The 24,573-nt window shown below is 35.2% G+C and carries 20 protein-coding genes; 6 read left to right on the top strand and 14 right to left on the bottom strand.

Annotated features, from left to right (window positions below; genetic code table 11):
• Nucleotides 1–53: 53 nt before the first annotated feature.
• Complete coding sequence (gene addA, locus OEV82_RS10950) at nucleotides 54–3,827, bottom strand: helicase-exonuclease AddAB subunit AddA (protein WP_263061901.1); 3,774 nt, start codon at nucleotides 3,825–3,827, stop codon at nucleotides 54–56.
• Entirely contained in the window at nucleotides 3,824–7,294 is a 3,471-nt protein-coding gene (addB, locus tag OEV82_RS10945; protein WP_263061900.1) for a helicase-exonuclease AddAB subunit AddB, read from the bottom strand. The genes addA and addB overlap by 4 nt, the downstream gene beginning before the upstream one ends.
• A 333-nt stretch (nucleotides 7,295–7,627) precedes the next feature.
• Here addB and OEV82_RS10940 point away from each other — a divergent pair, with 333 nt between their 5' ends.
• On the top strand, nucleotides 7,628–8,764 hold the full coding sequence (locus OEV82_RS10940; RefSeq protein ID WP_263061899.1) for an MFS transporter: 1,137 nt from the start codon (nucleotides 7,628–7,630) through the stop codon (nucleotides 8,762–8,764).
• 42 nt (nucleotides 8,765–8,806) lie between these two features.
• Here OEV82_RS10940 and OEV82_RS10935 read toward each other — a convergent pair whose 3' ends face one another.
• The gene (locus tag OEV82_RS10935) at nucleotides 8,807–9,439 is read right to left on the bottom strand and encodes a TVP38/TMEM64 family protein (protein WP_263061898.1); all 633 of its coding nucleotides are present in this window, start codon (nucleotides 9,437–9,439) and stop codon (nucleotides 8,807–8,809) included.
• A 334-nt stretch (nucleotides 9,440–9,773) separates the two neighbouring features.
• Here OEV82_RS10935 and OEV82_RS10930 point away from each other — a divergent pair, with 334 nt between their 5' ends.
• On the top strand, nucleotides 9,774–10,142 hold the full coding sequence (locus OEV82_RS10930) for a hypothetical protein (protein ID WP_173658180.1): 369 nt from the start codon (nucleotides 9,774–9,776) through the stop codon (nucleotides 10,140–10,142).
• On the opposite strand, the gene OEV82_RS10925 is transcribed toward OEV82_RS10930, so the two are convergent.
• Nucleotides 10,109–10,723, bottom strand: a complete 615-nt coding sequence (locus OEV82_RS10925; protein WP_263061897.1) for a competence protein ComK — start codon at nucleotides 10,721–10,723, stop codon at nucleotides 10,109–10,111. The genes OEV82_RS10930 and OEV82_RS10925 overlap by 34 nt on opposite strands.
• Before the next feature lie 225 nt (nucleotides 10,724–10,948).
• Between OEV82_RS10925 and OEV82_RS10920 the strand changes: the two genes are divergently transcribed.
• Nucleotides 10,949–11,182: an IDEAL domain-containing protein gene (locus OEV82_RS10920; RefSeq protein ID WP_173658181.1), complete on the top strand. Its 234-nt coding sequence runs from the start codon at nucleotides 10,949–10,951 to the stop codon at nucleotides 11,180–11,182.
• Between the two features lie 134 nt (nucleotides 11,183–11,316).
• Here OEV82_RS10920 and OEV82_RS10915 read toward each other — a convergent pair whose 3' ends face one another.
• From OEV82_RS10915 to OEV82_RS10895, 5 genes are all read right to left on the bottom strand, one after another.
• Nucleotides 11,317–12,573: a M48 family metallopeptidase gene (locus OEV82_RS10915; protein ID WP_173658182.1), complete on the bottom strand. Its 1,257-nt coding sequence runs from the start codon at nucleotides 12,571–12,573 to the stop codon at nucleotides 11,317–11,319.
• 73 nt (nucleotides 12,574–12,646) lie between these two features.
• The gene (locus OEV82_RS10910) at nucleotides 12,647–12,952 is read right to left on the bottom strand and encodes an AzlD domain-containing protein (protein ID WP_173658183.1); all 306 of its coding nucleotides are present in this window, start codon (nucleotides 12,950–12,952) and stop codon (nucleotides 12,647–12,649) included.
• Nucleotides 12,945–13,676: an AzlC family ABC transporter permease gene (locus OEV82_RS10905; RefSeq protein ID WP_263061896.1), complete on the bottom strand. Its 732-nt coding sequence runs from the start codon at nucleotides 13,674–13,676 to the stop codon at nucleotides 12,945–12,947. The genes OEV82_RS10910 and OEV82_RS10905 overlap by 8 nt, the downstream gene beginning before the upstream one ends.
• A gap of 141 nt (nucleotides 13,677–13,817) precedes the next feature.
• Nucleotides 13,818–14,813 carry a lipoate--protein ligase gene (locus tag OEV82_RS10900; protein WP_173659173.1) on the bottom strand — a complete coding sequence of 332 codons (996 nt, stop codon included), beginning with the start codon at nucleotides 14,811–14,813 and terminating at the stop codon, nucleotides 13,818–13,820.
• A 20-nt stretch (nucleotides 14,814–14,833) separates the two neighbouring features.
• The gene (locus OEV82_RS10895) at nucleotides 14,834–15,568 is read right to left on the bottom strand and encodes an MBL fold metallo-hydrolase (protein WP_263061894.1); all 735 of its coding nucleotides are present in this window, start codon (nucleotides 15,566–15,568) and stop codon (nucleotides 14,834–14,836) included.
• Nucleotides 15,569–15,749: 181 nt separating this feature from the next.
• Between OEV82_RS10895 and yhfH the strand changes: the two genes are divergently transcribed.
• On the top strand, nucleotides 15,750–15,890 hold the full coding sequence (gene yhfH / locus OEV82_RS10890) for a protein YhfH (protein WP_173659176.1): 141 nt from the start codon (nucleotides 15,750–15,752) through the stop codon (nucleotides 15,888–15,890).
• A 146-nt stretch (nucleotides 15,891–16,036) separates the two neighbouring features.
• Here the strand turns inward: yhfH and hemH are convergent, their stop codons facing one another.
• Complete coding sequence (gene hemH / locus OEV82_RS10885) at nucleotides 16,037–16,963, bottom strand: ferrochelatase (protein ID WP_263061893.1); 927 nt, start codon at nucleotides 16,961–16,963, stop codon at nucleotides 16,037–16,039.
• A gap of 11 nt (nucleotides 16,964–16,974) precedes the next feature.
• A complete protein-coding gene (gene hemE, locus OEV82_RS10880) occupies nucleotides 16,975–18,024 on the bottom strand; it encodes a uroporphyrinogen decarboxylase (RefSeq protein WP_263061892.1) in 1,050 nt (349 codons plus the stop codon).
• A gap of 384 nt (nucleotides 18,025–18,408) precedes the next feature.
• Between hemE and OEV82_RS10875 the strand changes: the two genes are divergently transcribed.
• Together OEV82_RS10875 and OEV82_RS10870 are read left to right on the top strand one after the other, a co-directional pair.
• On the top strand, nucleotides 18,409–18,930 hold the full coding sequence (locus tag OEV82_RS10875) for an antibiotic biosynthesis monooxygenase family protein (protein ID WP_263061891.1): 522 nt from the start codon (nucleotides 18,409–18,411) through the stop codon (nucleotides 18,928–18,930).
• Between the two features lie 547 nt (nucleotides 18,931–19,477).
• Complete coding sequence (locus OEV82_RS10870) at nucleotides 19,478–20,677, top strand: M20 family metallopeptidase (protein WP_173659638.1); 1,200 nt, start codon at nucleotides 19,478–19,480, stop codon at nucleotides 20,675–20,677.
• A gap of 202 nt (nucleotides 20,678–20,879) precedes the next feature.
• Here the strand turns inward: OEV82_RS10870 and OEV82_RS10865 are convergent, their stop codons facing one another.
• Genes OEV82_RS10865 through OEV82_RS10855 form a run of 3 tightly spaced genes read right to left on the bottom strand, consistent with a single transcriptional unit; the run spans nucleotide 20,880 to nucleotide 23,594 of the window.
• Nucleotides 20,880–21,608, bottom strand: coding sequence for an EcsC family protein (locus OEV82_RS10865; protein WP_377701344.1), 729 nt, complete (start codon nucleotides 21,606–21,608; stop codon nucleotides 20,880–20,882).
• A 29-nt stretch (nucleotides 21,609–21,637) separates the two neighbouring features.
• The gene (locus tag OEV82_RS10860) at nucleotides 21,638–22,858 is read right to left on the bottom strand and encodes an ABC transporter permease (RefSeq protein ID WP_263061890.1); all 1,221 of its coding nucleotides are present in this window, start codon (nucleotides 22,856–22,858) and stop codon (nucleotides 21,638–21,640) included.
• On the bottom strand, nucleotides 22,851–23,594 hold the full coding sequence (locus OEV82_RS10855) for an ABC transporter ATP-binding protein (protein WP_173659634.1): 744 nt from the start codon (nucleotides 23,592–23,594) through the stop codon (nucleotides 22,851–22,853). Before OEV82_RS10855 ends, OEV82_RS10860 begins: the two co-directional genes overlap by 8 nt.
• Between the last annotated feature and the right edge of the window lie 979 nt (nucleotides 23,595–24,573).

The raw sequence follows: 24,573 nt of genomic DNA, 5'->3' as shown, positions 1-24,573 counted from the left end.
TCGCCTCTTGTCAGTAGTTATGAAACTCGACAAGAGGCCGTTTTTTGTTTAGATTATTCTACTTTAAGAACATGTCCACCATCAAAAAAGTATAAGTATGACGCTGTAACAGGTTCATTAAAAATAGTCGCAACCGCATTCCTGTATAACGCTACCTGTGTTCTGTATCGCTTCAATAGGATTGGTTTCGCTTCTGCAAACCCATTTTTAAAACGGTCAGTGATTTGGTCCGTTTTATAGTCAATGATAACAAGACCATTCGCATCTTTAATTAACAGGTCAATTATTCCTTGAACAAAAACTGGATCCTCTCCTTTTTGCCAATCAAGATACACATCTTGAGGAGGCAACGTAAAACTGAAGGGTACTTCCCTCTTGACCCAATCTGATCCAAGAACACGTAACCCAATTTCTGTATTAAAAAATTGAATAACTGCATCAATCTGAATCGCTTGCGCTTCTTCAGTTGTAATTAGTTCGTTTTCTTGCATAAAGTAGAGTTGTTTTTCAATAGACTCTCTTGAAGGTTTTACAGATAAATCAACATGTTGCATGACCTTATGCATGGCTGTTCCTTTTTCTGCCGGTGTCAACTTCTTCATTTGCATAAACTTTGGCCGCGAAGTAATTGGCTTTTTAAAAGGTCGTATAAATGACACATCACTATATTCATCTCTCAATTCCCTTAACCTTTTAATCTCGGTAACCGATTGTTTGCTACGGTGAACCGTTGCAGGTAAATATTCATATTGCCACTTTAATTGACTGGCAATTTTTTCTTTATATTGCGATTCAACTGGAACCGGTTTTCCTTTTTTAACAAAATTTAATAAATCCTCGTCTCTATCTTCCTCTACTTCAGCCTTCGTCAACATTTGATTCGAAACCCAATCCATTTTCCAAAGGGAAGGATGTTCATAGATTTCTTGTATCGTTTCATTTTTCATTTCGACAGGTGATAAACGTAAATTTGCAGCATCACGGTGACGAATTAAAGCAGGTCCTACCCAATCTAAGTAACTTTTACCTTTCATTCGATCAAAATCACTAAGTAGCCAGTTCATCTCTGATAAATGTTTTTGCCATTTTTCAAGAAGTTTCTCCTTATTTTTCGTAGACCCAACTAAGTATAGTTTCTCTTTCGCCCGAGTTAATGCTACATATAAAACTCGCATTTCTTCCGCTATGAGTTCTAATCGTTTCTTCCGGACAAAGGCCATGTGAATCAATGATGGATAAGTAATCTGTTTTTCAGGATCGATGTAATTGATAGCAAGCCCGAAGGCTTTATCAAATAAATAATTTTTTCGTAAATCCATCATATTAAACTGTCTTCCCATACCAGCAACAAATACTACCGGAAATTCTAAACCTTTACTTTTATGAATGGTCATGATTCTGACAACATCTTCATTTTCTCCTAATGAACGAGCAACACCTAAATCTTCCCCTCGGTCTTGCATGCGCTCAATAAAACGCAAGAATCGGAACAAACCGCGAAAAGAAGTCGATTCATATTGACGAGCACGATCATAAAGTGCTCGTAAATTTGCTTGACGTTGTTTACCACCTGGTAATCCTCCAACATAGTCATAAAACTTCGTATCACGATACAATTGCCATATCAATTCAGAGAGTGATCCAGATCGAGCTTGTGTACGCCAGTCATTTAATTGTTGTAAAAATAAATCCAGTTTTTGTTGAATCTCTTCTTCTATTTCCGATTGTACACGGAGCTGATGGAACTTTTTAACCGCGTCATAATAACTTGTCTTCTTCGCGTAAATCCGAATTTTAGCAAGTTGCTCTTCATTTAAACCAATAATCGGTGAACGAAGTACAGAAACAAGTGGAATATCTTGGTACGGATTATCAATCACCTTTAATAAAGCAAGCATTGTCGATACTTCCGCCGCTTCAAAATAACCGGTCGATATATCAGCATAAACCGGAATATTTTCATCTTTACAAGCTTCCATAAACTGAGGAGCCCATTGAAAGGAACGGAATAAGATAACGATATCTTGATATTGGATCGGTCGATAACTTTTTTTCTTGGTATCATAAACTTTTACCTTTGAATCAATTAATTCCCTTATTTTACGTGCAACATAAATGGATTCCAATTCCGATTGTTCGAGCTCTTCTGATGTAAAGGCATCACTATCATGGAAAGCATCTTCTTCTTCATCCCAGCTATCTTGTCCGCCTTTTGCTTCTTCTTTGTGAATTATGGCAAATTCGATTGGATATGTTTGATCTTGCGGATAATCCGCACCTAGTTTTAATTCTGCTGCTTCATCATATTCAATTTCACCAACCGTTTTTCCCATAATTTGTTTAAAAATGAAGTTCGTTCCGTCAAGTACTTCTTTCCGACTACGGAAATTCTTTGATAAGTCGATTCGTAAACCGGTATTTTTCCCGTCTAATGAAAAACGTAAATATTTATCTAAGAAAAGATTTGGTTCGGCAAGGCGGAACCGGTAAATCGACTGCTTTACATCACCGACCATAAATAAATTTCCTTCCGCTTCAGAAGGCTTTTTCACTAATTGTAGAATGGATTCTTGAACCATATTCGTGTCTTGGTATTCGTCGATAAATACTTCTTTAAATTGTTTTTGATAACTTAATGCTGCCTCTGTCGGTAGAAGTTCCCCCTTTTCATTAGGAGTCGCTAATATTTGTAAAGCATAATGTTCTAAATCAGAGAAGTCAACAAGCCCCTTTTCCTTCTTTAATTGGGAAAATTTTTGAGAAAAACGACGGACAAGCTCCACTAAAGTTGAAATAGGTTCTTTCATTTTTTGTAAATCTTGAATATAAGTTGCTGGCTTCCTCGAAAACAGTTCATCTTTTAACTTACTAATGATTTTTTTACCTTGTTCCCGTAATGTTTTTGATTTTTCTATGAGTTCTGTGTCATATTCATCACCGCGACATGGTTTTAACCTTGAAAAGGAGACGTTTTGAAAAGTATCATATAATACTTGGAACGAGTCATCTTTTGCTCGTAATAATTCATCTACAAGTTCAATATCATTTTCAAAATTCTCTGCCCGCTTATCTGGTCCACCAGGCATCTTTGTTAATTCTAATGCTTCTTCAAAAAGACGTTTAGCCTCGTGTAACTGAAGTTGTAAATCATACAAAAGCGGTTCTATAAACGGTAGGTTCTCCACGTTTTGACTGTCTTTAATGTCGTACATATCAATTAAGCTGTCCAACCAGCGATCTGGATTGGGATTGGCCCGCGAAAATTCAAATAGTTGTAAAATTAATTTTTGTAACTCATCATCGGTACGGTCATTCGTAAACATATCAACGACTTTGAAAAACGGCTCATTACTCTTTTTACCGTATTCTTCTTCAAGAAGACTTTCAATCGCTTCATCTTTAAGCAACATGCCTTCTGTCTCTTCCATTAGTCGAAAACCAGGGTCTATATCGATTAAATAATAATATTTCCTTACAACATCTAAACAAAAGGAATGTAGTGTGGAAATAGATGCATGATTCAACAAGCTTAGCTGACGGCGCAAATGATTGGAATACGGATTTTTCTTAATCTCTTTTTCTAGCGCTACACCGATTCGATGACGCATCTCAGCTGCCGATGCATTTGTAAAAGTCGCCACTAGCAGTTCATCTACATTGACAGGATTTGTTTCACTCGTAATTTTTTCTATAATTCTTTCAACAAGGACAGCTGTTTTCCCTGAACCTGCTGCCGCGGCCACTAATATATCTTTTCCACTCGCGTGAATGGCTTTCCATTGGTCATCCGTCCAAGTAACATCTTTCGGTTTTGTTGGAATGTTCATGATCTAACAGCTCCCTTCACCCGCTCTAACGCCTCACCCGGTTTTAATTTTGGAAGAATACGATAATCATTTTCTTTTAAGCTTGTATCAAATTGACAGATAGATTTAAACGGACAAAACGCACAAGCTGTTTTATCGCCAAGCTTATACGGCGCAATATCAACATCACCTTCGACTATTCGATTTCCGGTTTCGACAAATTTTTGTTCAACAAATGTACGTAAGTCAGTAAATTCCTCTTTCGTTGCCACCTTCGATCGTGCAGTTAACGTCCCATCTCTTTTTAAACCCGCCGATATAATTTTTGACTCGCCAGAATCCAACGTTTCATCCATCAACCGGACAACACCTGGGTCTGAAAGGATAAGTCCTTTCATCTTAAATTCTTTGAAAATCAATTCTTCTATTTCATCTAAAGTAAGCAATTTTTTACTTTTTATAATCGGATTATGAATATGAAAGTATAAGACACCTGCCGGGTCTGCTTTTGTTCCAACTAATTTGTCTGAATAACGAATTAAAATATCAAGGTATGTAAGCATTTGTAATGCTAAACCATAATAAACTTCCCCAATATCTAAGTCGCGTCGGCTGGATTTATAATCTACAACACGTAAGAAAACCCCATTCTCGTTTTCAGCCTTATCTACCCTGTCGATACGGCCGACCAGTTGCATTTTCATCCCATTTTTTAATTCAAACTGGATTGGAGGAAGATCTCCTTTCGGTCCAAAGGTCATTTCCAGCTTATAAGGGACAAATTGACTCGATTTTGCATGTTTTTCAATCACTTCCGTTGCACGTAAGATGACTTTTTCTAACTTCCGCTTAATATATTGATAGCGATTGGTGCTCAACAAAATCTCATTTTGCAGTTTAGGTGATAAAAACTCGACCGCTTCCATTACTAAATGGCGAATTTGCTTCTTAGTTAATTCACCCCATACAAGATTTTCTTCATTCACTTTATCGCCAATAAATTTTAATGCTCCATGGAACATCTCACCAATATCCGGTGCCTCAAGTCGGTAAACTGGTCGTTCTTGTAAATGAAGACCATAGGATAAAAAGTGAGCATAAGCACAACTATTAAATTTTTCCATACGGGAAATACTACCTTGAAGTGTCTCACCGTATAAGTCTTTCACCGTATCATCAGAAAGTTTTTCAGCCTTATTTTCAAAAAACAAACTTGATAACACGTTTTTCACTTGATAGTGTTGCGTACTTTCAATAAGCAGATTATAACTGTCCCACCAAATTTTTTCTATCGGATATTTTCGTTTGTAACCCTGTAGTTGATAAGTAACATGGGTTAATGCTTGATCCCAATTTAGTAAGTATTCGAGTTGATCCTGAACTTTTAATTCCATCGGATCATTCCCTAACGACAAATGGAAGCTTTTCGGAAACATTTCTTTCAATCGCTTAATATATGGGGAAGGCATTAATGCATTTCCTTCTTCATTGGCGATCGGGTAAGAAATAAATAACATTTCAGACGGTGTCGTAAAGGCTTTATAGGCTATAAATTCTTCATCTAATAGTCGATCTTTACTTGTTGGAGCGATGACAAAACCAGAAGATATTAAGTTTTCCCGCTCCTTATCCGTTAAAATCCCTTGATCTTTAAACTTCATTGGCAACACATCATCGTTTAAGCCAATGACAAAAGCAACCTTTACATCTCCTAATCGGGATAGTTCTAAATCCGCCACAATTACTTGGTCAATGGCTGGCGGTACGATCGAAAATTCTAATGATTCGAGACCGGCTTCTATAATTTCTGCAAACTCTTTCAAAGTAACTTTTTCATTTCCCAAGATCTCCACATACTGATCAAGTAAATTCAACACTTCATTCCATGCTTGTTCATGCTCACGCGCACTCATAAGATTTCCAGATTTTTCAGCTTGTAATTGTAGTTTTTCTAATTTTGCTGGTACTTCTAATTCCTCTAATAATTGAAAAAGTGCAATACACATTTCTCGGCCATTAGTTGCCCGTTTCAACCTTCTTGCTAAACGCAAGATTGGCGCAGAAATCATTAAGCGTGACTCATTTAATTCTTGTTCCAAATTCCTCTCTTCATCGGTTTGCGGAAAATCAAAGTCCAGTCCCCGAAATCTCCGATATTGCCACCTGTCTTTTTTCGTCCATTTTTCTCCTTGTACACCATAGGCTAAACAATAATTTTCTAGCCTGTCCATTCTTTCCCGTAATTCCTGAATATTACCGTCTAACGGAAATAATAAATCCGTTTTAACCGCACGGAAAATTGGATCATAACGCCAATAGTTTGTAATAATTTCAAGACTCGAACGAATGAGCTCAATCACTGGATGGTTCAGCATTGAACGCTTTTGATCAATATGATATGGAATCTCAAAATCTGAAAAAATCGTATCAAATAAATCTTGATAATTTTCCCCATTTCTAACGAGAATTGCAATATCTTTATAACGATAACCATGGTCACGAACGAGTGATTTTATTTTTCGACCAATTCCTTCAATTTCTGCCCGTAAGTTCGCTGCTTCCGCAAAGTATATATTCGTTTCTCCTTCATATGGAATTGCTGGTACTTGTTCAAAGTTTTTTTCTAAATAAGCCAGTGAAGGATGATTGAAACGTTGTTGTTCTTCAAAAACAGTATTGTCTTCAATTAAAATTCCATTCACTCTAGCAATCTCAACAATCGTTGCATAAGTTTCTGCTGTCATGCGGAATAGACTAAAATCATCAGGCAGTATACTTTCATAAGGTCTGTCACAGTTTAATGCAATCGTTACGTTTGCACATGTTTTTAATAGTTGTTCAATGACCATATACTCCTGTGGTGTAAAACTATGGAAGCCATCAATATATATTTCTGCATTTTTTAAAGCTTCGGAATGCGGGATCTTTTCAGCTAGCAATCTTAAATAATCTTCCGAAGCTAAATATTTGCTTTGAATAGCTTGTTCAACCTTTTCATAAATCAAGCCTAAATCATGGATTTTCGCACGTAATGTCGGGTCACCTTCAATTTGATTTTTATGGGCAAACAGTTCCTCTTCCGTAATGCAATATCGTTTAAATTCACTGACCATAGCTTCAACATGCTCAACAAAACCAAATTTATCGGCTGTTTGTTTAAACACTTCTAATTGGTCTTTATTTTCATAAATAATTTTGCGGATAAGCATTTGAATTCCTGTTGAGTTTATATGGAGACGTCCAATACCACCCACTTCTTGCAAGATTCTCCAAGCAAGACGTGGAAAGCTATACACTTGAAGACGTATCATCCCTTTTACTGCCGGGTCGGATACAATTTTATATTCAGAAAGGAACGTCATTTGATCTGGAACGATATAAATCATCATAGGACCCGTTGGATCCTTTGTTAATTCTCTCTTCATTTCCTCAATTAAAAAAGTCGTTTTACCACTACCAGATCGTCCTAAAACAAATCGGAGTGCCATTTTTTTCCTCCTCTCAAAAAAAAACGAAAGTCCATACGTTTATTATATTTATTTTAACATAGGCGAATGTAGATTCGGTAAAAGAAAGGTTGGAAATTAATGTCGTTTTGTTACTCCTGCTGTTTATAGGAATAGTTCACCCATATTGAGATCTGTTCATAGTTACAGGAATCTCCATTTATAAAGGGGGAATGACAGACATTTCAGCCTCACCCCTTTCCAAATTTTAAAAACTGAAATCCTACCTTAACGGACGCAAATTTCCATAAAACAAAATTTTCTTTATATGTCACCGTTTCAACTTTTGAATAGCCTAATAAAGAGGTGATGAACATGACTAATAAAAATCAACTTGCAGGGATTTTGTTAGTTGTAATTGGAATTATGGTTACCTGTAACATTTATTCATTAATTCCGCTCTATCCAGCAATTTCTACAGAGTTTAATATTCTAAAGCAGGATGTAGCTTTAGGTAGCACTTTATTTACGTTGTTTTACGCCTGTGGACTACTCGTTTTTGGTCCACTTTCTGACATCTTTGGTCGCAAACAAATGATTACATTCGGCTTGGCCATTTCTGCTGTCACTACGTATTTCGTCTCTCTTGCATTTAATCCTATTTCCCTATATTTTTTTCGTTCACTTCAAGGGTTTACTCTAGCCAGCTTTGCACCAGTAGCTTTTAGTTACACCTTTGACATTTATACAGACAAATCAAGGACACTTTGGATTGCACTTATTAATGCAGGTTTTTTGGCTGCAGGAATCATCGGACAACTTTTCAGCGCTTGGATCGTCCTCACTTGGAACTGGTCCACTACTTATATACTTTTCAGCACAATATACTTTGTCTTATTTTTAAGCGCACTTATTATATTGCCTAAAACAAAACAATCACTTCAACACGAAACATTAAAAAAGCGCTTGCATGGATTAATAAAAGCATTGATAAACCCGGTACTATTCCCTTTGTATTTCATTGTTATTACCGTGCTCTTTTCTTTTGTTGCCTTTTATGAAGCTTTTAGTTATCAATCTGCCGAAGCAGATAACCAGTTATTCTGGATCCGTACCATTGGCATTTCAGGTGTTGTATTATCAATCTTCACCGGAAAACTGATTGCTCGCTTTACAGCTATAATGACATTGAAACTTGGGATTACGCTCATTTGGTGGTCAATATTTTTTCTTCTATTTTTAGACTCCGTTTATAGCATCGGATTCCTCTCTATCATTTTTGTCGGGGGAGTTTCTCTTTTAATTCCTACCATCATTCATTTTATTGGAGAAAAAAGTGGTCACTTAAGAGGAAAAGCAATTGCGCTATATTCGTTTATTTTATTAATTGGCGCAAGTTTAGGGTCAGCCATTGCATCAATATTTTCGTATAAAGTTGTGTTAACCGTTATTTTAGTTTGTTACATCATAAATTATGTGCTTAGTCGTTTCGTCATTCAAAAAAGAAAATAAAAAGCGCTTAATCAATTATAAAATTGAAAAAGCACTTGTTCATTATTCTCTCATCTTTTCTTTTATCTGGGTTTCCGACTCAACTTTTTTGTTAATATAAATTTCAACTCTTTTTCCAACATACCAGAGGATAAAAATTAATACCATAACAAGAAGTGTCCGTGCAGGATTATGTATGAGAGCTGGAATATCATGCCCAATATAGCTGACGACAAAAATCATGACCATTTTACCTGTTGTAACTGCTAATCCATATTGATAAATCGATATTTTTGACAAACCTGCCACAATATTAACTACCGCCGAAGGAGTAAAAGGAAAACAAAGAATTAAAAATAGTGGACCAAAACCACGTCGATCGACCCAATCAACTAATTTTTTTACACGCCTATGCTCACTTACAAAAGTCATAAATCGCTTCCGACCAAATCTACGAATAACAGAAAAAACAAGCATTGCACCGACCACTGCACCGAGCCACGAAACAAGAAAACCAACACCGAGACCGTATGCATTTGCATTAACAGTGACGAAAACGATTAACGGCAAAAACGGTAAGAAAGCTTCAATCATAGGTAAAAAGATACCAGGCAATATTCCGAAGGAACGATAGCCTTCTAGCAATTCCATTAAATTTTCTTCTGTAAAAAACGCTTGGACTTCTGTTAATTCCATATATATTCCCCTTTAAAACGAAACGTGGCGGATCAGGTTGATCAAAAACTTTTTAAACTCAATAATAATAAAAATTATATCATAAATCCTTTGTTTATTTAAAATTCCTATTCAAAACCACATAAAATCCATTATTCCATGAATTGGTCTGCTATTTGATTTTCATACAAAAAGCTAGAGCGAGTCACCTCATTTACCATTTGTGGCGATTATGCCTCTAGCTTTCAGGCTTTTACAGGAAATAGGAATAAATAAGATTTGATTTTATCAAATTCATCATATAATATAATTATAGAAAAATAAGAACATCTGTTCGTTGTTGGAGGGGTTCGCATTGACAAGAATTCCATCTGAAAGTAGAGATTTATTGGAAAAGGCAATTTATTATCCAATGTTAATTAAAGTTTTAGAACGAGATTTACAGGTTGTGAATAACAGTCCATTTAAATTAAAAAATCCATATAAAACTTTAATTGAAAAAACTCTTTCCACTGTTCATCAACAATTGTACGAAGTGAAAAGGGAGTTAAAAAGGCAAGGCATGAAAGTTCAAGAAGTGAAAAGGGATGAAACATTCACTACCTTCCTTTTCCTATACAAGGGTTACGAGGAGTATCATAGTTATTTTAATCCAAGGCTACGCAATTATGTTGAGGAATTATTGTCCTATTATTTATTCAAACGTTTTGAAGATGATCGTTGAGATAAAATCGGTTGCTTTGAAAAAACGTCATACTGGGATCTTTGCTCCAGTGCCTCCACTTCACTATAGCGTGTTTCCGTGAACAATGTTGTATTCCAACTAAGGTTCGATCTTTGTTCCATTTTTGTTCGTAACAACGCTGTTCTTAGCATTTGATTCTCGAAAGAGCGATATGAAATAGGAACTTCAATAACTTGTTTATTACTAAAAACAACTTCCGTATGTTTTTTATCAATTCTCTGATAAAGCAATACATGTTCATGTGAAATCCAATAACAATGTTGTTGATTTGGAGATGCAGTTGGAAATATATAAATGGACTGAACCGGTTCAATAACAATAGGTGATTTATGAGTAACACCAATTAAATTCTTCGTTCCTTCCTTTCTACCCTCATAACTGGAAGCGTAATATTCACAACTCTTCTTTATCACTTCTATCGGTCGAAAAGGAACGATAAATTCATCATTCGTTTTCATGATTTTAGAATATATTTTACTTCCATATTTGATTGGAACAACTGCCATGACGAAAGCATCAAATTCATACTCATCAAACAACTTTTTGTTTTTTTCCGACAAATCTCTCCCTCCATATCCGAATATTCTACAAATTATGACTTTTGAACTAATTATAACAAATAATCGGATTATTGTCACTTGAATTCCATGATCATTCTTTTTTTAAAAACAATTTTTTCAGAACATTGAGATAATTTAGTTGAGTTTTTCAGTGATTGTTAATATAATATTAATACATCTTTTCAGGTCGCAGGTGTCAGGTAAAAAAGGAAGGAGGAACAGCATTTGAAAAAAGATAATTCCTATGCAGAGTTAACAAAGGCATATGCGAGGGCTAATAAACGAGAAAAATTTGTTCAATCCATTTATATTGATCTTTTAATTCAAGAAGCGTTATTAAAAGAAAAACGGAATCAAATTAAAAGGGACATTGATCAGGCAATCGACCAACATGATAAAAAGTCTTTTATGAAACTATCACAAAAGCTCATTGAAATTGAACAGCAATTAAATGCATAACCTTTGGGGTTCCATTGATAACTGCTGCTTAGCAGTTTTTTTCTGAGTTCATGTCATAAAAAAAGCCCATCATTGGACGGGCAAAAATAATCTCTACTGTGAAATCCTTTTATTCCTCAATTGAAACACGCAATTTAATCACCATATCTTTCTGCCATTTGAATTCTTTCCAACATTGTAGGATGACCATAACGAAACCATTTCACTAAAGTAGGTGGATTTACTTGACTTAATCCCGTTTTTGTCAATTTTTGAAACGTTGAAACGGCTGCATCATTATTTTTAGTCAATTCCATTGCATAGAGATCTGCACGCATTTCCATTTGTCTTGAAACCACATTTGAAATCGGGCTTGTCGCAAAAGTAAGTACAGAAACGATTAATAAGATGAGTGGCAATGACGCAAGATTGTTCATTGATGAGATATGCAACAATTTACCAAATTTTTTTATAACCTTTTTAGCTAACTTGGCTACAACGAACAATAAAAGAAATAATAAACTTAAATAACCTGTTATTCCAAAATAAATATGTTTTTCCACATAATGGGCCATCTCATGGGCCATGATAAATAATATTTCATCCTCATTTAATTTTTCCAATGTTGTATCATACAAAACAATTCGTGAATTAGAACCGACACCTGTCACATACGCATTTAAAGCATTCGTTTTTTCCGACATATTTACTTCATATACATGTTCAGACGGAATTCCTGCCGTTTCCGCAAGAGATAAAATCTTTTCTTCTAACGACTTATTTTTTATCTCATAAAAGTCATTGAATAACGGGTCAATAACAACCGGCTGAATGAACATTAAAAATACGACAAATGGAATTGCTAAAAACCACGTATACAACCACCAACGATTTTCACTTTTTCTTATCAACCAATATAGAACCGATACAACGATAAATAATAGAAACCAATCCAACCAAAAGTTAATAAGAAGATCACGCATCCAGTCATGAAAACTTTGGGTTGAAATCCCGTAATTTTTTGACAAAGTATAACGAAAGAATTTAAGTGGGTAAAAAAAGATGAAAGTTAAAAACGATAAACAGAAAGTAAAAATCGCATTATGTATGAGAGTGAACGGAGTTGTACGATTTGCCCATTTTTCAAACAAATTTCCTATGCCGAACAACAAAATGAGTAAATAAAAAAACCATTCAAACGGGACTTCAATGAAAAATAAGAAATTACGAACAGTGGAATATTGTTCCGATAACACAATTTCATGAGCAGTTAAGAACCTTTCTGGATCAACACTGGTCCCCTTTAACTCAGCAGGGATTGTATCTGTGTGGAAAATAAACAAATAAAAATAAATACAGGCGATAAAAATTCCATATGTCACCAGGAAAGAAACAATAATCTTTTTTCTCAATTTCCCCTCCCCTTTTGAGTGAAAAGTTTAAACAAGCTATTCTTAATTTATGCTAGCTTAGTCGGAAATATTTTCAAAAATAGATGGATACACCTGTAAGCACTAGTATTGCCCCAATCACAACAAAGATCACATTTACTCCTGTATAGGCAATAAAAAAAGCAACAACCGCACCTAAAAGCCCGTACCAAAAATCATTTTGAATAAAAAATACACCCGGAAAAATTAATGCCCCTAAAATGGCATAAGGAACATTTTTTAATACACCTTGTATAAATGACGGTAATTTTAATTTTTCTAAAAAGACAAGGGGAATCATACGTGGAAGATAAGTGACAATTCCCATTCCTACGATCATCCAGACAATGGAACTATTCATTTGTTAGATTTCCTCCCGTCTTTTTTCGGATAACTTCAACACATTCCATTAACGTAGCAGAAATTAGTGTTGAACAAACAATAGCCCAACCTGAAGACAATAATTGAAATAGCACAAAAAAACTATTGAAAACAGCGGCAAGAAGCGCTAAAAAGACAACTTTCCAACTTCCTTTCATCGACGGAACAAGAAGACCGATAAACATAGCGTATAAGGCAATGGACATCCCCTCTTGGAACACATCCGGTAATCCAGCACCGATGATATGCCCGACTCCTGAAAAACAAACCCAACTGCTGTAGGCAATAAGTACTAACCCAAATATATAGCCTGTCGTTAATTTTTCCTTTTGAACGGCAGCAACCGAAAATGTTTCATCTGTTATCCCAAAGGCATAAAGGGCCTTTTTCCATGATCGCTCCTTAACAACTTTTTCATTTAATGAAGCCGTCATTAACATATGACGAATATTCACAATAAATGTTGTAAAGATAATTTCAAACATACTAATTTGTTTTGCAATCATATCAAGTGCCATATATTGTGATGCACCAGCATAAACAATCATACTCATAAGTAAAGTTTCACCAAGAGAAAGTCCCGTAGCTTTTGCTAAAAATCCGTATGTAATGGCAATCGGCATGTAACCAATTGCAATCGATAAACCACCATGTAACCCTTGTTTAAATTGACTAATCGGTTTACCGATTACACTCGTTTGCAAGTATACCTCCCCCTTTTGTTTTTGAAACCTAACAAATTATATATAATTTTCATTATAATGAAACACTTTTATTTTTTAAATGGATAAAGCTTATTTTTTTAAAAAAAAGCCTGCATCACATTGTGATGCAGACCTAAAAAATTAATAAACTAAATGAATGAAATCTTCCTTTTCAATATTTCCGAAATAATGTTGAATATTAACATCTTTCAACGCTTCGATAATCGCAGCCTTCTCGTAACGAACACCTTTTAATTTGTTTTCAATATCCGCTATTTCGCCCCAGCCGAAGAAGTCACCGAAAATTTTTACATCTTCAATCACCCCTCTGTTCACATTTAGGCGAACATCAATCGTTCCAACTGGAAAACGATGGGAGTTTGAAATATTTGCTTTCGGTGATTTACCAAAATTCCATTCCCATGTTTGATATTTGTTTTTCGAAATTTCTTCTATTTGTTTCCAATCTTCATCTGTTAAAACATATTCCTGAACATCTAAACCTTGTTCTTCAAACACACTTTTCAAAATATATTGTTTAAATTCTTCAACGGTCATGTCTTGATTAATATAATCTTTAATATTTCCTACACGGGCGCGTACAGATTTTACACCTTTTGATTCAATTTTTTCTTTTTTCGGTTTTAATGCTTTACTTACACTGTCTAAATCGACATTTAACATAAGCGTACCATGTGTATACATCCTTCCGCCTGTCGCATATTGAGCAGTACCTGATACTTTTTTTCCATCAATTTCAATATCATTACGACCCATTAGCTGTGCGTTAGCACCTAATTTGCGGAGTGCATTAATAACAGGTTGTGTGAATTTTTTAAAGTTTTCTTGAATGCTGTTTCCTTCATCTTTTGTGATAAAGCTATAATTTAAATTTTCTAAATCATGATAAACTGCACCGCCACCTGACATTCGACGTACAACGATAATATCATTTTCCTCAACAAACTTCGTATTAATTTCTTCAATCGTATTTTGGTTACGACCAATAATGATCGATGGTTGATTTATGTAAAACAATAAATAGGATTCATTTATATCTAGATTTTTTAAAATATGTTCTTCAATGGCTAGATTCACCCGCGGATCTGTTATCCCTTTATTATCAACGTATAACATATGTTACCTCCTGTCTATCCTTATAAATTCCATACATCTCCCATTTTAGCTAGATGAATTGGACCATCATAGTGCTCACCAGCTTCCGTAACCAGTTGTTGCAAGTCACCAAATTGCGGAAGATGTGTTAAAATGAGCTGTTTCACATTTGCTTCATGGGCTAATTTACCTACTTCAAAACTGTTCATATGACCAGCGTTTTCCCCATTCATATTACCATAAAAATTACATTCCGACAAAAGTAAGTCAGCATTACGACAAAATTCAACAAACGATGGTTGATAAGCACTATCTGCCGTAAATACAAATACTGCATCGTTTGCTTCAATTCGAAATGCATAACATGGAACGGGATGCTTCGTTTTTAAAAAATGAATAGTAAATGGTCCTATTTGAAGTACCTTATCCGGATCATAGGCTATTCCTTTTGTATAATTACTAAAAGTTAATTTCGAAAAGCCCTCCTCATCAAACGTATGACCATAGATCGGCAACGTTTTTCTCAAATCAATAAGATAACTTTTTACTAATAAAGCGTGTTGTAATACACCGATATCTGCAATGTGATCAGTATGATAATGACTTATGAGAACAGCATCAAGTTTTTCTGGCTGGACATAATTTTGCATTTTTGACAATACACCACTGCCACAATCAATCAACAACTTAAATCCATTATGTTCAAGTAAATATCCGCTACTCGCCTCATTTACTTTCGGATATGCACCCCAAAGTCCAATGATTGTTAATTTCACGATTGATCCTCCTCTAAACTTTCATATTTCAAAAATTACTATACTAAATGTATCCACCAATTTCATTTTTTATTTTTGTTTTAAAACAGAGGTTGCGAAAATCGATGTGTTGTAATACAATATTGTTATAGAACAAAGGGTTTTATTTATTAAATGTTACAAAACAGAGGGGGAGTTTAAAATGATTCAAAGTATTGTAGAATTTTTTAAAAACTTACCTGCTAAACATTGTCAACATTGTGGAGAACAAATTGAAGAGCAGGCAGAATGCTACGGAAACGTTTGTCATCAATGCATCGGATTAAAAGATTTAAATTCATAAATTGATTGAACGAATGTTAATCCCAAGTTTTTCGTAAAGCAATCATTACCCCATCCTCATTTGTGATCCTGTGTCATGTAACAATAAAAGCTGTCTAAAAGAGAGTTTTTGGATTGTTCTCTCCTTTAGACAGCTTTATTATGATATTAATTTAATTTTTTTAACACAACTTCACATAACGCTTCAATAAATTCAGCATGGTCATTCGGCATTTCTGGACGATAATAGTTCGCACCAATCTCTTCACAAACAATGCGGCATTCAACATCATTGTCATATAACACTTCTAAATGGTCTGCCACAAATCCGACTGGGCAATAGACAAAGGCTTTGTATCCTTTTTCTTTATGTAATTCTCTCGTTAAATCTTGTACATCTGGACCTAACCAAGGATCTGGCGTTTGTCCCTCACTTTGCCAACCAATTGCATATTCTTTTATACCGGCTTTTTCAGCGATTAGTCTCGCTGTTTCTGATAATTGTTCTGCATACGGATCCCCGTGTTGTAAAATCTTTTCTGGTAAGCTATGGGCAGAAAAGATCACACAAGCATTCTTTTGATCATCCTCTGGCATGTGTTCAAACACGGTATGAATCTGTTTTACCCAATAGTCAATAAATTTAGGCTCATCATACCAGTGGTCGACGGAAGTAATTTGAATTCCATATTGATCGGCCGTTTTTTGTGCACGCTCATTATAACTTTTAATACTAAAGGTCGAATAATGAGGTGCTAAGACAATACTGATCGCTTCTTGAATACCTGCTTTACTCATATCCTTTACTGCATCTTCAATGAAAGGATGGATATGTTTTAAACCGATGAATAGCTCAAACTCGTATTCGTCTTGAATTTCGTTCAGTTTTTCTGTTAGTTTCTTCGCTTGAGAATTAGTGATTTCCGCTAAAGGAGAAATTCCGCCAATGGCCGCATACCGATTTTTTAAATCTTGAAGATGTTCATCGGCTGGTCGTCTTCCATGACGAATATGCGTATAATACGGCTCAATATCTTCTTCTGTATATGGTGTTCCATAAGCCATCACTAATAATCCTAATTTCTTTTTCGTCATTTCATTTCACCTCAAATACTAGACTTTTCATTCTTTGTATAATCATGTACAAATGCTGTAAGACGTTTCAATGTATCGGGATTAACATCTGGAAACACACCATGTCCTAAATTAAAGATATGACTAGGTTGTGCCAAACCTTGATCTAATATTTCTTTTGCCCGTTTTTCTATTTGCTCCCATGGAGCCATTAATAGTGAAGGATCGAGATTGCCTTGCAACGTTTTTGTCACACCTAATGTACGAGCTTCCTTAATTTCCATACGCCAATCAAGACCAATTACATCTACTGGCAAATCGTTCCATTCATTTATTAAATGACTTGCACCAACTCCAAACATAATAAGTGGGACATTCTCTTCTTTTAATGTAGAAAAAATACGATGCATCGTTGGTTTAATATACTTTTGGTAATCTGTGACATTCAGTGCGCCTACCCAAGAGTCAAAAATTTGGATCGCCTTTGCACCAGCTTTAATTTGTGCTTTCACATATTCGATGGTCATCGTACCTAACTTTTCCATTAGTAATTGCCACGCTAAAGGTTCGCCATACATAAAGGCCTTTGTTTTGTGATAATTTTTCGAAGGTCCACCTTCAATCATATAACTGGCCAATGTAAAAGGAGCTCCTGCAAATCCAATTAATGGGACCGATAATTGTTCATTTGTAAGGAGACGAATCGTATCTAAAACATAGGGAATATCGTCTTCTGGATGAATTTCTCCTAAACGTTCTACGTCTTGATAAGAACGAATAGGGTTTTCAATGACCGGGCCAATACCGGCTTTAATTTCAACATTTACACCTAAGGATGGCAGCGGCGTCATAATATCTTTATACAAAATGGCTGCATCTACATCATATTGTTCAACAGGTAATCTTGTCACATAAGCACAAAGCTCAGGTTGATGCGTAATTTCAAACAAAGAATATTTTTCTTTTAACTTTCGATACTCCGGTTGTGAACGCCCCGCTTGACGCATATACCATACAGGTGTGTAGGACGTTTTTTCTCCGCGTGCCGCTTTTAAAAACGTGTCATTAAAGGCTTTCGTCATGGAAACTGTTCCACCTTTCGCTGCTATGTATATTCTCAATTAAATAGAACTAATTGATTAAATTAGAATATTTGTGAACAAATAATCATTATAAAAATACACATATTTACTATAACTTTTCTATGAAAAAATGTACATATATGTGCAGAAAATGTCATAAATTTGCCATTTTATCCGAAGCACTTTCGATTAATTCTTGTCCACCTCATCCTGCTGCTTAAATAATTGTAAACTCTTACAAACAAAAACAAAAATTAAAATAATTATATTTTAAAAATCATTCTAATCAAATGGCTATAATATAATATAAACTCAAATATGAATCTATTGTACAATAGATATATAAAATTATACATTTTAAACACTTTACATGAGGTGATCAAGTTGACCTATGCTTTTATTACAACTGGTACGAAAGATTTTATGCTGACTTTGTTAAAGAAATTTTCAACAGAAAATTTAAAATTTTTGCGACATCGAGATCACGCTTTACTTTATCATGAAACAACGAAAAAAACGATTTTTCAAGCACCGAGAAGATATGAAATCATCGAAAAAACTGGAGAGTTTCCTGATAAAGGTTTAGCAGTTTTACATTATATTCCAGTAGTCGATGAATTCCGCCCGGTTTTTGAATATCGAATGAAAAATAGACCAAAACACTTAAATACAACACCAGCATTTTTAACTTCACGAACATTGCGACCGTTACAATCCAACACGTATTTAATTATAACCTGTTGGGAAAATAGATTGCACTATGAAAGCTCGAAAATAACAGATAAAATTATGGAAAGTTTAGGCGAAGAAAAAAGCATTGAAATTAATCAAGTGAAAATGTACGCGGGGCCATCCTACATACGAGAGTATACAATCGGTATAAAAGATGATACAGAGGAAGCGTAACTTCAATTTGGGGAAGAGATTGATTAGCCCCTCCTTCTACTTGGAGCTCAGTCTATGTATTTTTTAATTTGAGCACCAAAAATTAACTGAACTAGCCATTATTTTTATCTGGTATTTTGTTTGAATTATCATTTTGAATTGCTGCTAGCGCCGAACTAGTAGGTGGGAGATAAAAAGATATTGGAAATGTTTGATATTATTCTAATATTAATTGGAATTATGTTTGTTATTTTTGTTGTTGGGAATTTAAAAAACTTTGATGGAGAAAGAAGGTATGCAAAGAAATGAAAGAATTGTAAAATTTTTGGACTTTTCTAATTGCACTTGGTGTTGTTTTATTGTTTGTCAATGTAGGTCTATATCCTCCAAAAAAACACTTTAATACATGATTGAGTTCCATTACCAAAAAATTGTGTCTTTATATCAGTCTTAGGACTGATTTTTTCATTTTAGTAAACTAAAATTAATTAACGAATGTTTATTTTTAAAAATAATAAACAATTGTTAAAATTTTGAGTTATAATATTTAAAAACAGGAGGGGATGCCATGCTCGAGAGAGGATATGACCTATTGGACCAATACTATGACAAAATGGTTAGCATTCGGAGATATTTGCATCAACATCCAGAATTATCGTTTAAAGAATTTGAAACCGCCAAATATATTGCCAATTTTTACAACGAATTAGGAGTGAATGTTCGCACAAATGTCGGTGGCAATGGTGTCGTTGCACGAATTAAAGGGGGTAAGCCCGGGAAAACAGTCGCATTACGGGCGGATTTCGATGCCTTACCCATTCAAGATGAAAAAGATGTTCCTTATAAATCCACCGTTCCAGGTGTTATGCATGCTTGTGGCCACGACGGTCATACAGCCACATTACTTATACTTGCAAAGGTCATTCATGAATTAAAAGAGGAACTTGCTGGAACTTATATATTCATCCATCAACATGCAGAAGAATACGCTCCAGGTGGGGCCATTTCCATGATTGAGGATGGATGTTTAGATACTGTGGACGTTATATTCGGTACCCACCTTTGGTCTACAGAGCCCGTCGGCCATATTTTATATAGCCCAGGTCCTGTAATGGCTGCTGCCGACCGATTTACTATTACGATTAATGGAAAAGGCGGTCATGGTGGATATCCACATTTCACAAAAGACGCGATTGTAACAGCCAGTCAACTTGTTGTAAATTTACAACAAGTTGTCGCACGACGCGTAGATCCAATAAAAGAAGCCGTTGTCTCAATAGGAAAATTTGTAGCAGATAATGCCTTTAACGTGATTGCCGATAAAGCTGAGTTAGTTGGTACAGTTCGAACTTTTGATGAAGATATAAGGAACCACATCGAAAAAGAAATTGAACGTATTGTAAAAGGCACATGTTTAGCAAATGATTGTGATTATGTATTTCAATATTTCCGCGGCTATCCACCGGTTATAAACCATAAATCAGAAACTGAATTTCTAGCTAATTGCGCAAAGGCAATTCCAAATGTCCAGGAAGTACGCGAAACTGAACCGCGAATGGGTGGCGAGGACTTCGCCTATTATTTACAACATGTAAAAGGTACCTTTTTCTTTACTGGGGCCATGCCAGAAAATGAAAATGCGAGATTTCCTCATCATCACCCGAAATTTGATATTAATGAAAAAGCAATGTTAATTGCAGGCAAAACTTTATATACAGCCGCTATTCAGTATCAAAATAAACATGTTGAGGCTGTCCAGATAGTCTGATTTTGGGATCATTGATAAGTACGTTGGCGGACGCGCATCCAGTGGCATGGATTTAACCACACCTCAAGCGCATTAGCGGGGATTTTCAGCTCTTCTGCCTAACGCTTACGCTCTCGACACAAAAACTTTCGCTGTTCCCGCTGGACTTGCCGCCAACTCTCCTTCCAAAAATCCGCTTTGTATGACTTATTGGACAGCCCGTTTAATAAGCTTTTATATTTTTTAACTGATTAAAGTATCGCATTCGATAAGCATATATTGCTGTTTCACCTAACCGGTCTAGCAGTTTATAATTCGCATAAGCACCAACTGCCGCGCCAATTCCTGGTACTAACTGCAACATCTTCACGATATCGATATAATCTCTATATTCTTGTTGGAATCTTTTCCAATCTAAATCTGTTAACCGCTTTTTTTCTGTGTCCCAGTTTTCAATAATATTTAACGTCTCAATCCGTTTTTCATCGCTTGAAAAAGCTAATTGAAACACCATTAATAAGAAAATCCGTTCTTCTAAATTTTTCAAATCATATTGATAAATCCGAGCAACATCATATAAAAATTTTAACTTAATTGACAAAAGGAGTGGGAAATCAGCTAGACCTAGTAGCAGTCCGCCAGCACCCGTTCCAGCGCCTTCTATTGTTGCTGTTTTTCGATATTTATCTAATTGTTCTTTTATTTTTTCTTCCTTTTCCTCTAATGTAAACATTTCCGGAAATGTTTTTTTAAAAACGAGGTTAGAGCCGGATAAAACTGATTGGACCATTCCTTTAACGGCTTCAGAAAATACTTGATGTACCTTTTCTGGTATCATCGCATTCAATTTGTTTTGAACATTTTTTGACATTCGGCCAAACTTGTTTCCTCTTTTGCGTATTTTTCTTTGCCAATCTAACAGTTCATCATAGGCCTTTTCTTCATATTTCAATCCAATCACCTCGCATAGGTGTGCTAATTTTATCTATATTGCTCCTCCCATTTATGAATACGGCTCTGGCAGAATATATAAACGAAACAATATAAAAATGCCGTTAGCAGGGCAAACAAACCGAAACCTCTCACCCAATCCATTGATGTCATGAATAAAACGGTAAAAAGAATATTTTGGACCCATAAAAGATTTACGAGGATTTTCATAAAAGCTTTTTTTCTTTCCACTTTTGCAACTGGATAAAGATCTGTCCAAATTATCGCTTCATGATGTTTCCATAAACTTAACAACTGGAAGCCGGTTAAATAAAGGAAAAGTACTGCAACCGCATATCCAATATACGATCCTGCTACACCCCAAACGACAAAACTACCGATTATCGTTAGTCTCATAAATAAACCAAAATAATCCCCACTTCGGAAAAAGGTTCTTGAATATAAATATGTATACGTTTGATAATGTGTAACTGATTGTCTACCTAAAAATGGATCAAGCCACTTTCTCCGTTTTACTCGATTTCGTAAATGCGGTACATCAGTAAATAAGTTGGCAAGCTGATAAAAGAAAGCCATTCTTTTTTCTTCATTTTCAATTAGTCTTTCCCAAGGCAATCCATTATTTTTAGCTCTTACTTGATAATATGAACCATAAATAATCAAAATCACGAAACACAACCCAAAAAGCAAATAACTTTCTTTTATAAATAGAAAAACGATGACCCCGTTGAATAAAAAGCGAATGAAAGTATCCCATATAATGGTTTGCCGATCTGCATCAAACTCACAATTCCAACGAATCCACAAGTTAATTCCTCTCATTACAAGGGCTACAACAGCAAATAAGAGAAACTCGCGACCAGTTCCTGTCGTATTAACATAAATCGGTGCTGCAACAAGTAACACCATAAACACCCAGTACGCTTTCCATATATAAGTTAATAAAAATGAACGTCGTAAATATGCTTGTAATTTTGTTTCGATCGGTAGTAAAAAAACTTTATCAGGCTCTTTAAAAAAAGTTATGACTGTACCAGACGTTAAAAGCACCCCGAAGGCTACTCCGAAAATTAGTGCCGTTGGAAAGGACGAATCTAATGCTTCCACCCAATCTTGATAATAGAAGGCTGCTGCACCGAATGCAAAAATAAGCACTAAGACAAAATGATCATTAAACATATAACGACCATAACGCAATATTTCCTTCAATCGTTCATTCGATCTTTGTTTCCATAATTTTACACTATTCATCTGACGTGTCTTCCTTTGTTAATTGAATATAAATTTCATCGAGACTCGCATTATTGAAATGAAATTGGGAACGAAGCTCGTCCATTGAACCTTGTGCCTTAATTTCTCCATTATGTAAAATCACAAACCGATCACAATACTTTTCTGCCGTTGCGAGTATATGAGTGGACATCAATATACCTGCACCTTTCTTTTGTTCTTGTTTCATCAGATCGAGTAGGCTTTGGATCGCCAGCGGGTCAAGACCAACAAACGGTTCGTCAATAATAAATAAATCTGGTTGAACTAAAAATGCTGACATTATCATAACCTTTTGTTTCATCCCTTTAGAAAAATGGGAAGGAAACCATTTTAAACGTTTTTGCATCCGAAATTCCTTTAATAATTTGTCGAGACGTTCTTTATATTGTTTCTCACTTAATCCATAAGCCATTGCTGTCAAATGTAAATGTTCTTCCAATGTTAATTCATCATAAAGAACCGGTGTTTCTGGAATAAATGAAAATTGTTTCCGATATGTGTTTCGATCTTCATGAATCGTCTTTCCATTTATACGAATTTCCCCTTTCTTTGGTTCCATTAATCCAATAATATGTTTAATCGTCGTACTTTTTCCTGCACCATTTAACCCAATAAGTGCAACGATTTCTCCTTTTTCTACTGAAAAACGAATATTTTTTAAAACATTTTTCTTCGTATATCCCCCAGTAAGATTTTCGACTTCCAATAATGGCATAGGTACTCTCCTTTTCTTGAAAATATAGGTGTAGACACGTCGCCTCGCTATTTGGTCATTCGAACATACAATGCTTTTAATATGCTTTGATTAACATATAGTTTAACAAAAAAGGGGGTGAGAAGGAATTTAAAAAACACGAAAAAATTATGTATGATTTTTTTAAATCCGGTTAATATAATTAGCGAAGGGAAATCACCAAACAGTCAAATGGGGTGATTGCGAAAGATGCTTTACTTGTTTTATAAGTAATGCATTCAATAAAACACTTCCAGTCAAATGGGGTGTTAATCGGAGGTCATCAACCGGAAGTTCATAATCATTTATGACGAAACGGGGATGATGAGCTTGAATGCTTTAGTTGACTTAGAAAACCTGTAAGTCGAGTAGCAATGCAACCCGGACAGAAAATTTCCCTTCATACGGGCAAGGCACATGTTTGCGAAAGCATACGTATGCCTTGCCTTCTTTTATTGTACGATCAGCAAAGTTTTACTCTCATAACTTATCGATAATTAGCTTATTCGAAGATTATTCCAGTCGATTTTGTTTTATCCGAGGCAACTATTATTGAAGCCATTTTGAACACCATTTAAAGCGCTTTTGTCCTCTAGAAGCTTTGTCAAAGACATTTCAAGTCTCATTCCACTCCCCTTTTTGTCTTCCAGATACTTGATCGAAAACAAAAAAATACTTCACTCCCTATTGTCCACAAAAGTTCGCCAATTCCCCCTTTTTGTCTATGATACACTTGATTGAAACCCACTCATGCTTTCTCGCAGATCCATCGGATGAAAAGTAAAGACCCAAAAGGAATAATAAAGCGCTACACATATCCTGTTTTACCTAAATGACAGTATGAGTAAAATTATTGTGGGCAAAATTTAACCCCCTCATTTGTTGAGGGAACGTTAGAACGCTCAACAAATGAGGGGGCCACCAAGCGAAAGCGCGGTAGTTAATAAGCAAATAACATGAA

Origin of the sequence: Pallidibacillus thermolactis (assembly GCF_025660415.1) — a bacterium.
In the GTDB taxonomy this organism is placed as follows: domain Bacteria; phylum Bacillota; class Bacilli; order Bacillales; family Caldibacillaceae; genus Pallidibacillus; species Pallidibacillus thermolactis.
Note: the sequence above shows the minus strand (reverse complement) of the source record. Positions and strands in the feature narration are given on the sequence as shown.

Coding starts and splice junctions, on each gene's coding strand:
- addA (WP_263061901.1), bottom strand. CDS start 3,827: ATGAACATTCCAACAAAACCGAAAGATGTTACTTGGACGGATGACCAA.
- addB (WP_263061900.1), bottom strand. CDS start 7,294: ATGGCACTCCGATTTGTTTTAGGACGATCTGGTAGTGGTAAAACGACT.
- OEV82_RS10940 (WP_263061899.1), top strand. CDS start 7,628: ATGACTAATAAAAATCAACTTGCAGGGATTTTGTTAGTTGTAATTGGA.
- OEV82_RS10935 (WP_263061898.1), bottom strand. CDS start 9,439: ATGGAATTAACAGAAGTCCAAGCGTTTTTTACAGAAGAAAATTTAATG.
- OEV82_RS10910 (WP_173658183.1), bottom strand. CDS start 12,952: ATGAATAGTTCCATTGTCTGGATGATCGTAGGAATGGGAATTGTCACT.
- OEV82_RS10900 (WP_173659173.1), bottom strand. CDS start 14,813: ATGTTATACGTTGATAATAAAGGGATAACAGATCCGCGGGTGAATCTA.
- yhfH (WP_173659176.1), top strand. CDS start 15,750: ATGATTCAAAGTATTGTAGAATTTTTTAAAAACTTACCTGCTAAACAT.
- hemH (WP_263061893.1), bottom strand. CDS start 16,963: ATGACGAAAAAGAAATTAGGATTATTAGTGATGGCTTATGGAACACCA.
- hemE (WP_263061892.1), bottom strand. CDS start 18,024: ATGACGAAAGCCTTTAATGACACGTTTTTAAAAGCGGCACGCGGAGAA.
- OEV82_RS10870 (WP_173659638.1), top strand. CDS start 19,478: ATGCTCGAGAGAGGATATGACCTATTGGACCAATACTATGACAAAATG.
- OEV82_RS10860 (WP_263061890.1), bottom strand. CDS start 22,858: ATGAATAGTGTAAAATTATGGAAACAAAGATCGAATGAACGATTGAAG.
- OEV82_RS10855 (WP_173659634.1), bottom strand. CDS start 23,594: ATGCCATTATTGGAAGTCGAAAATCTTACTGGGGGATATACGAAGAAA.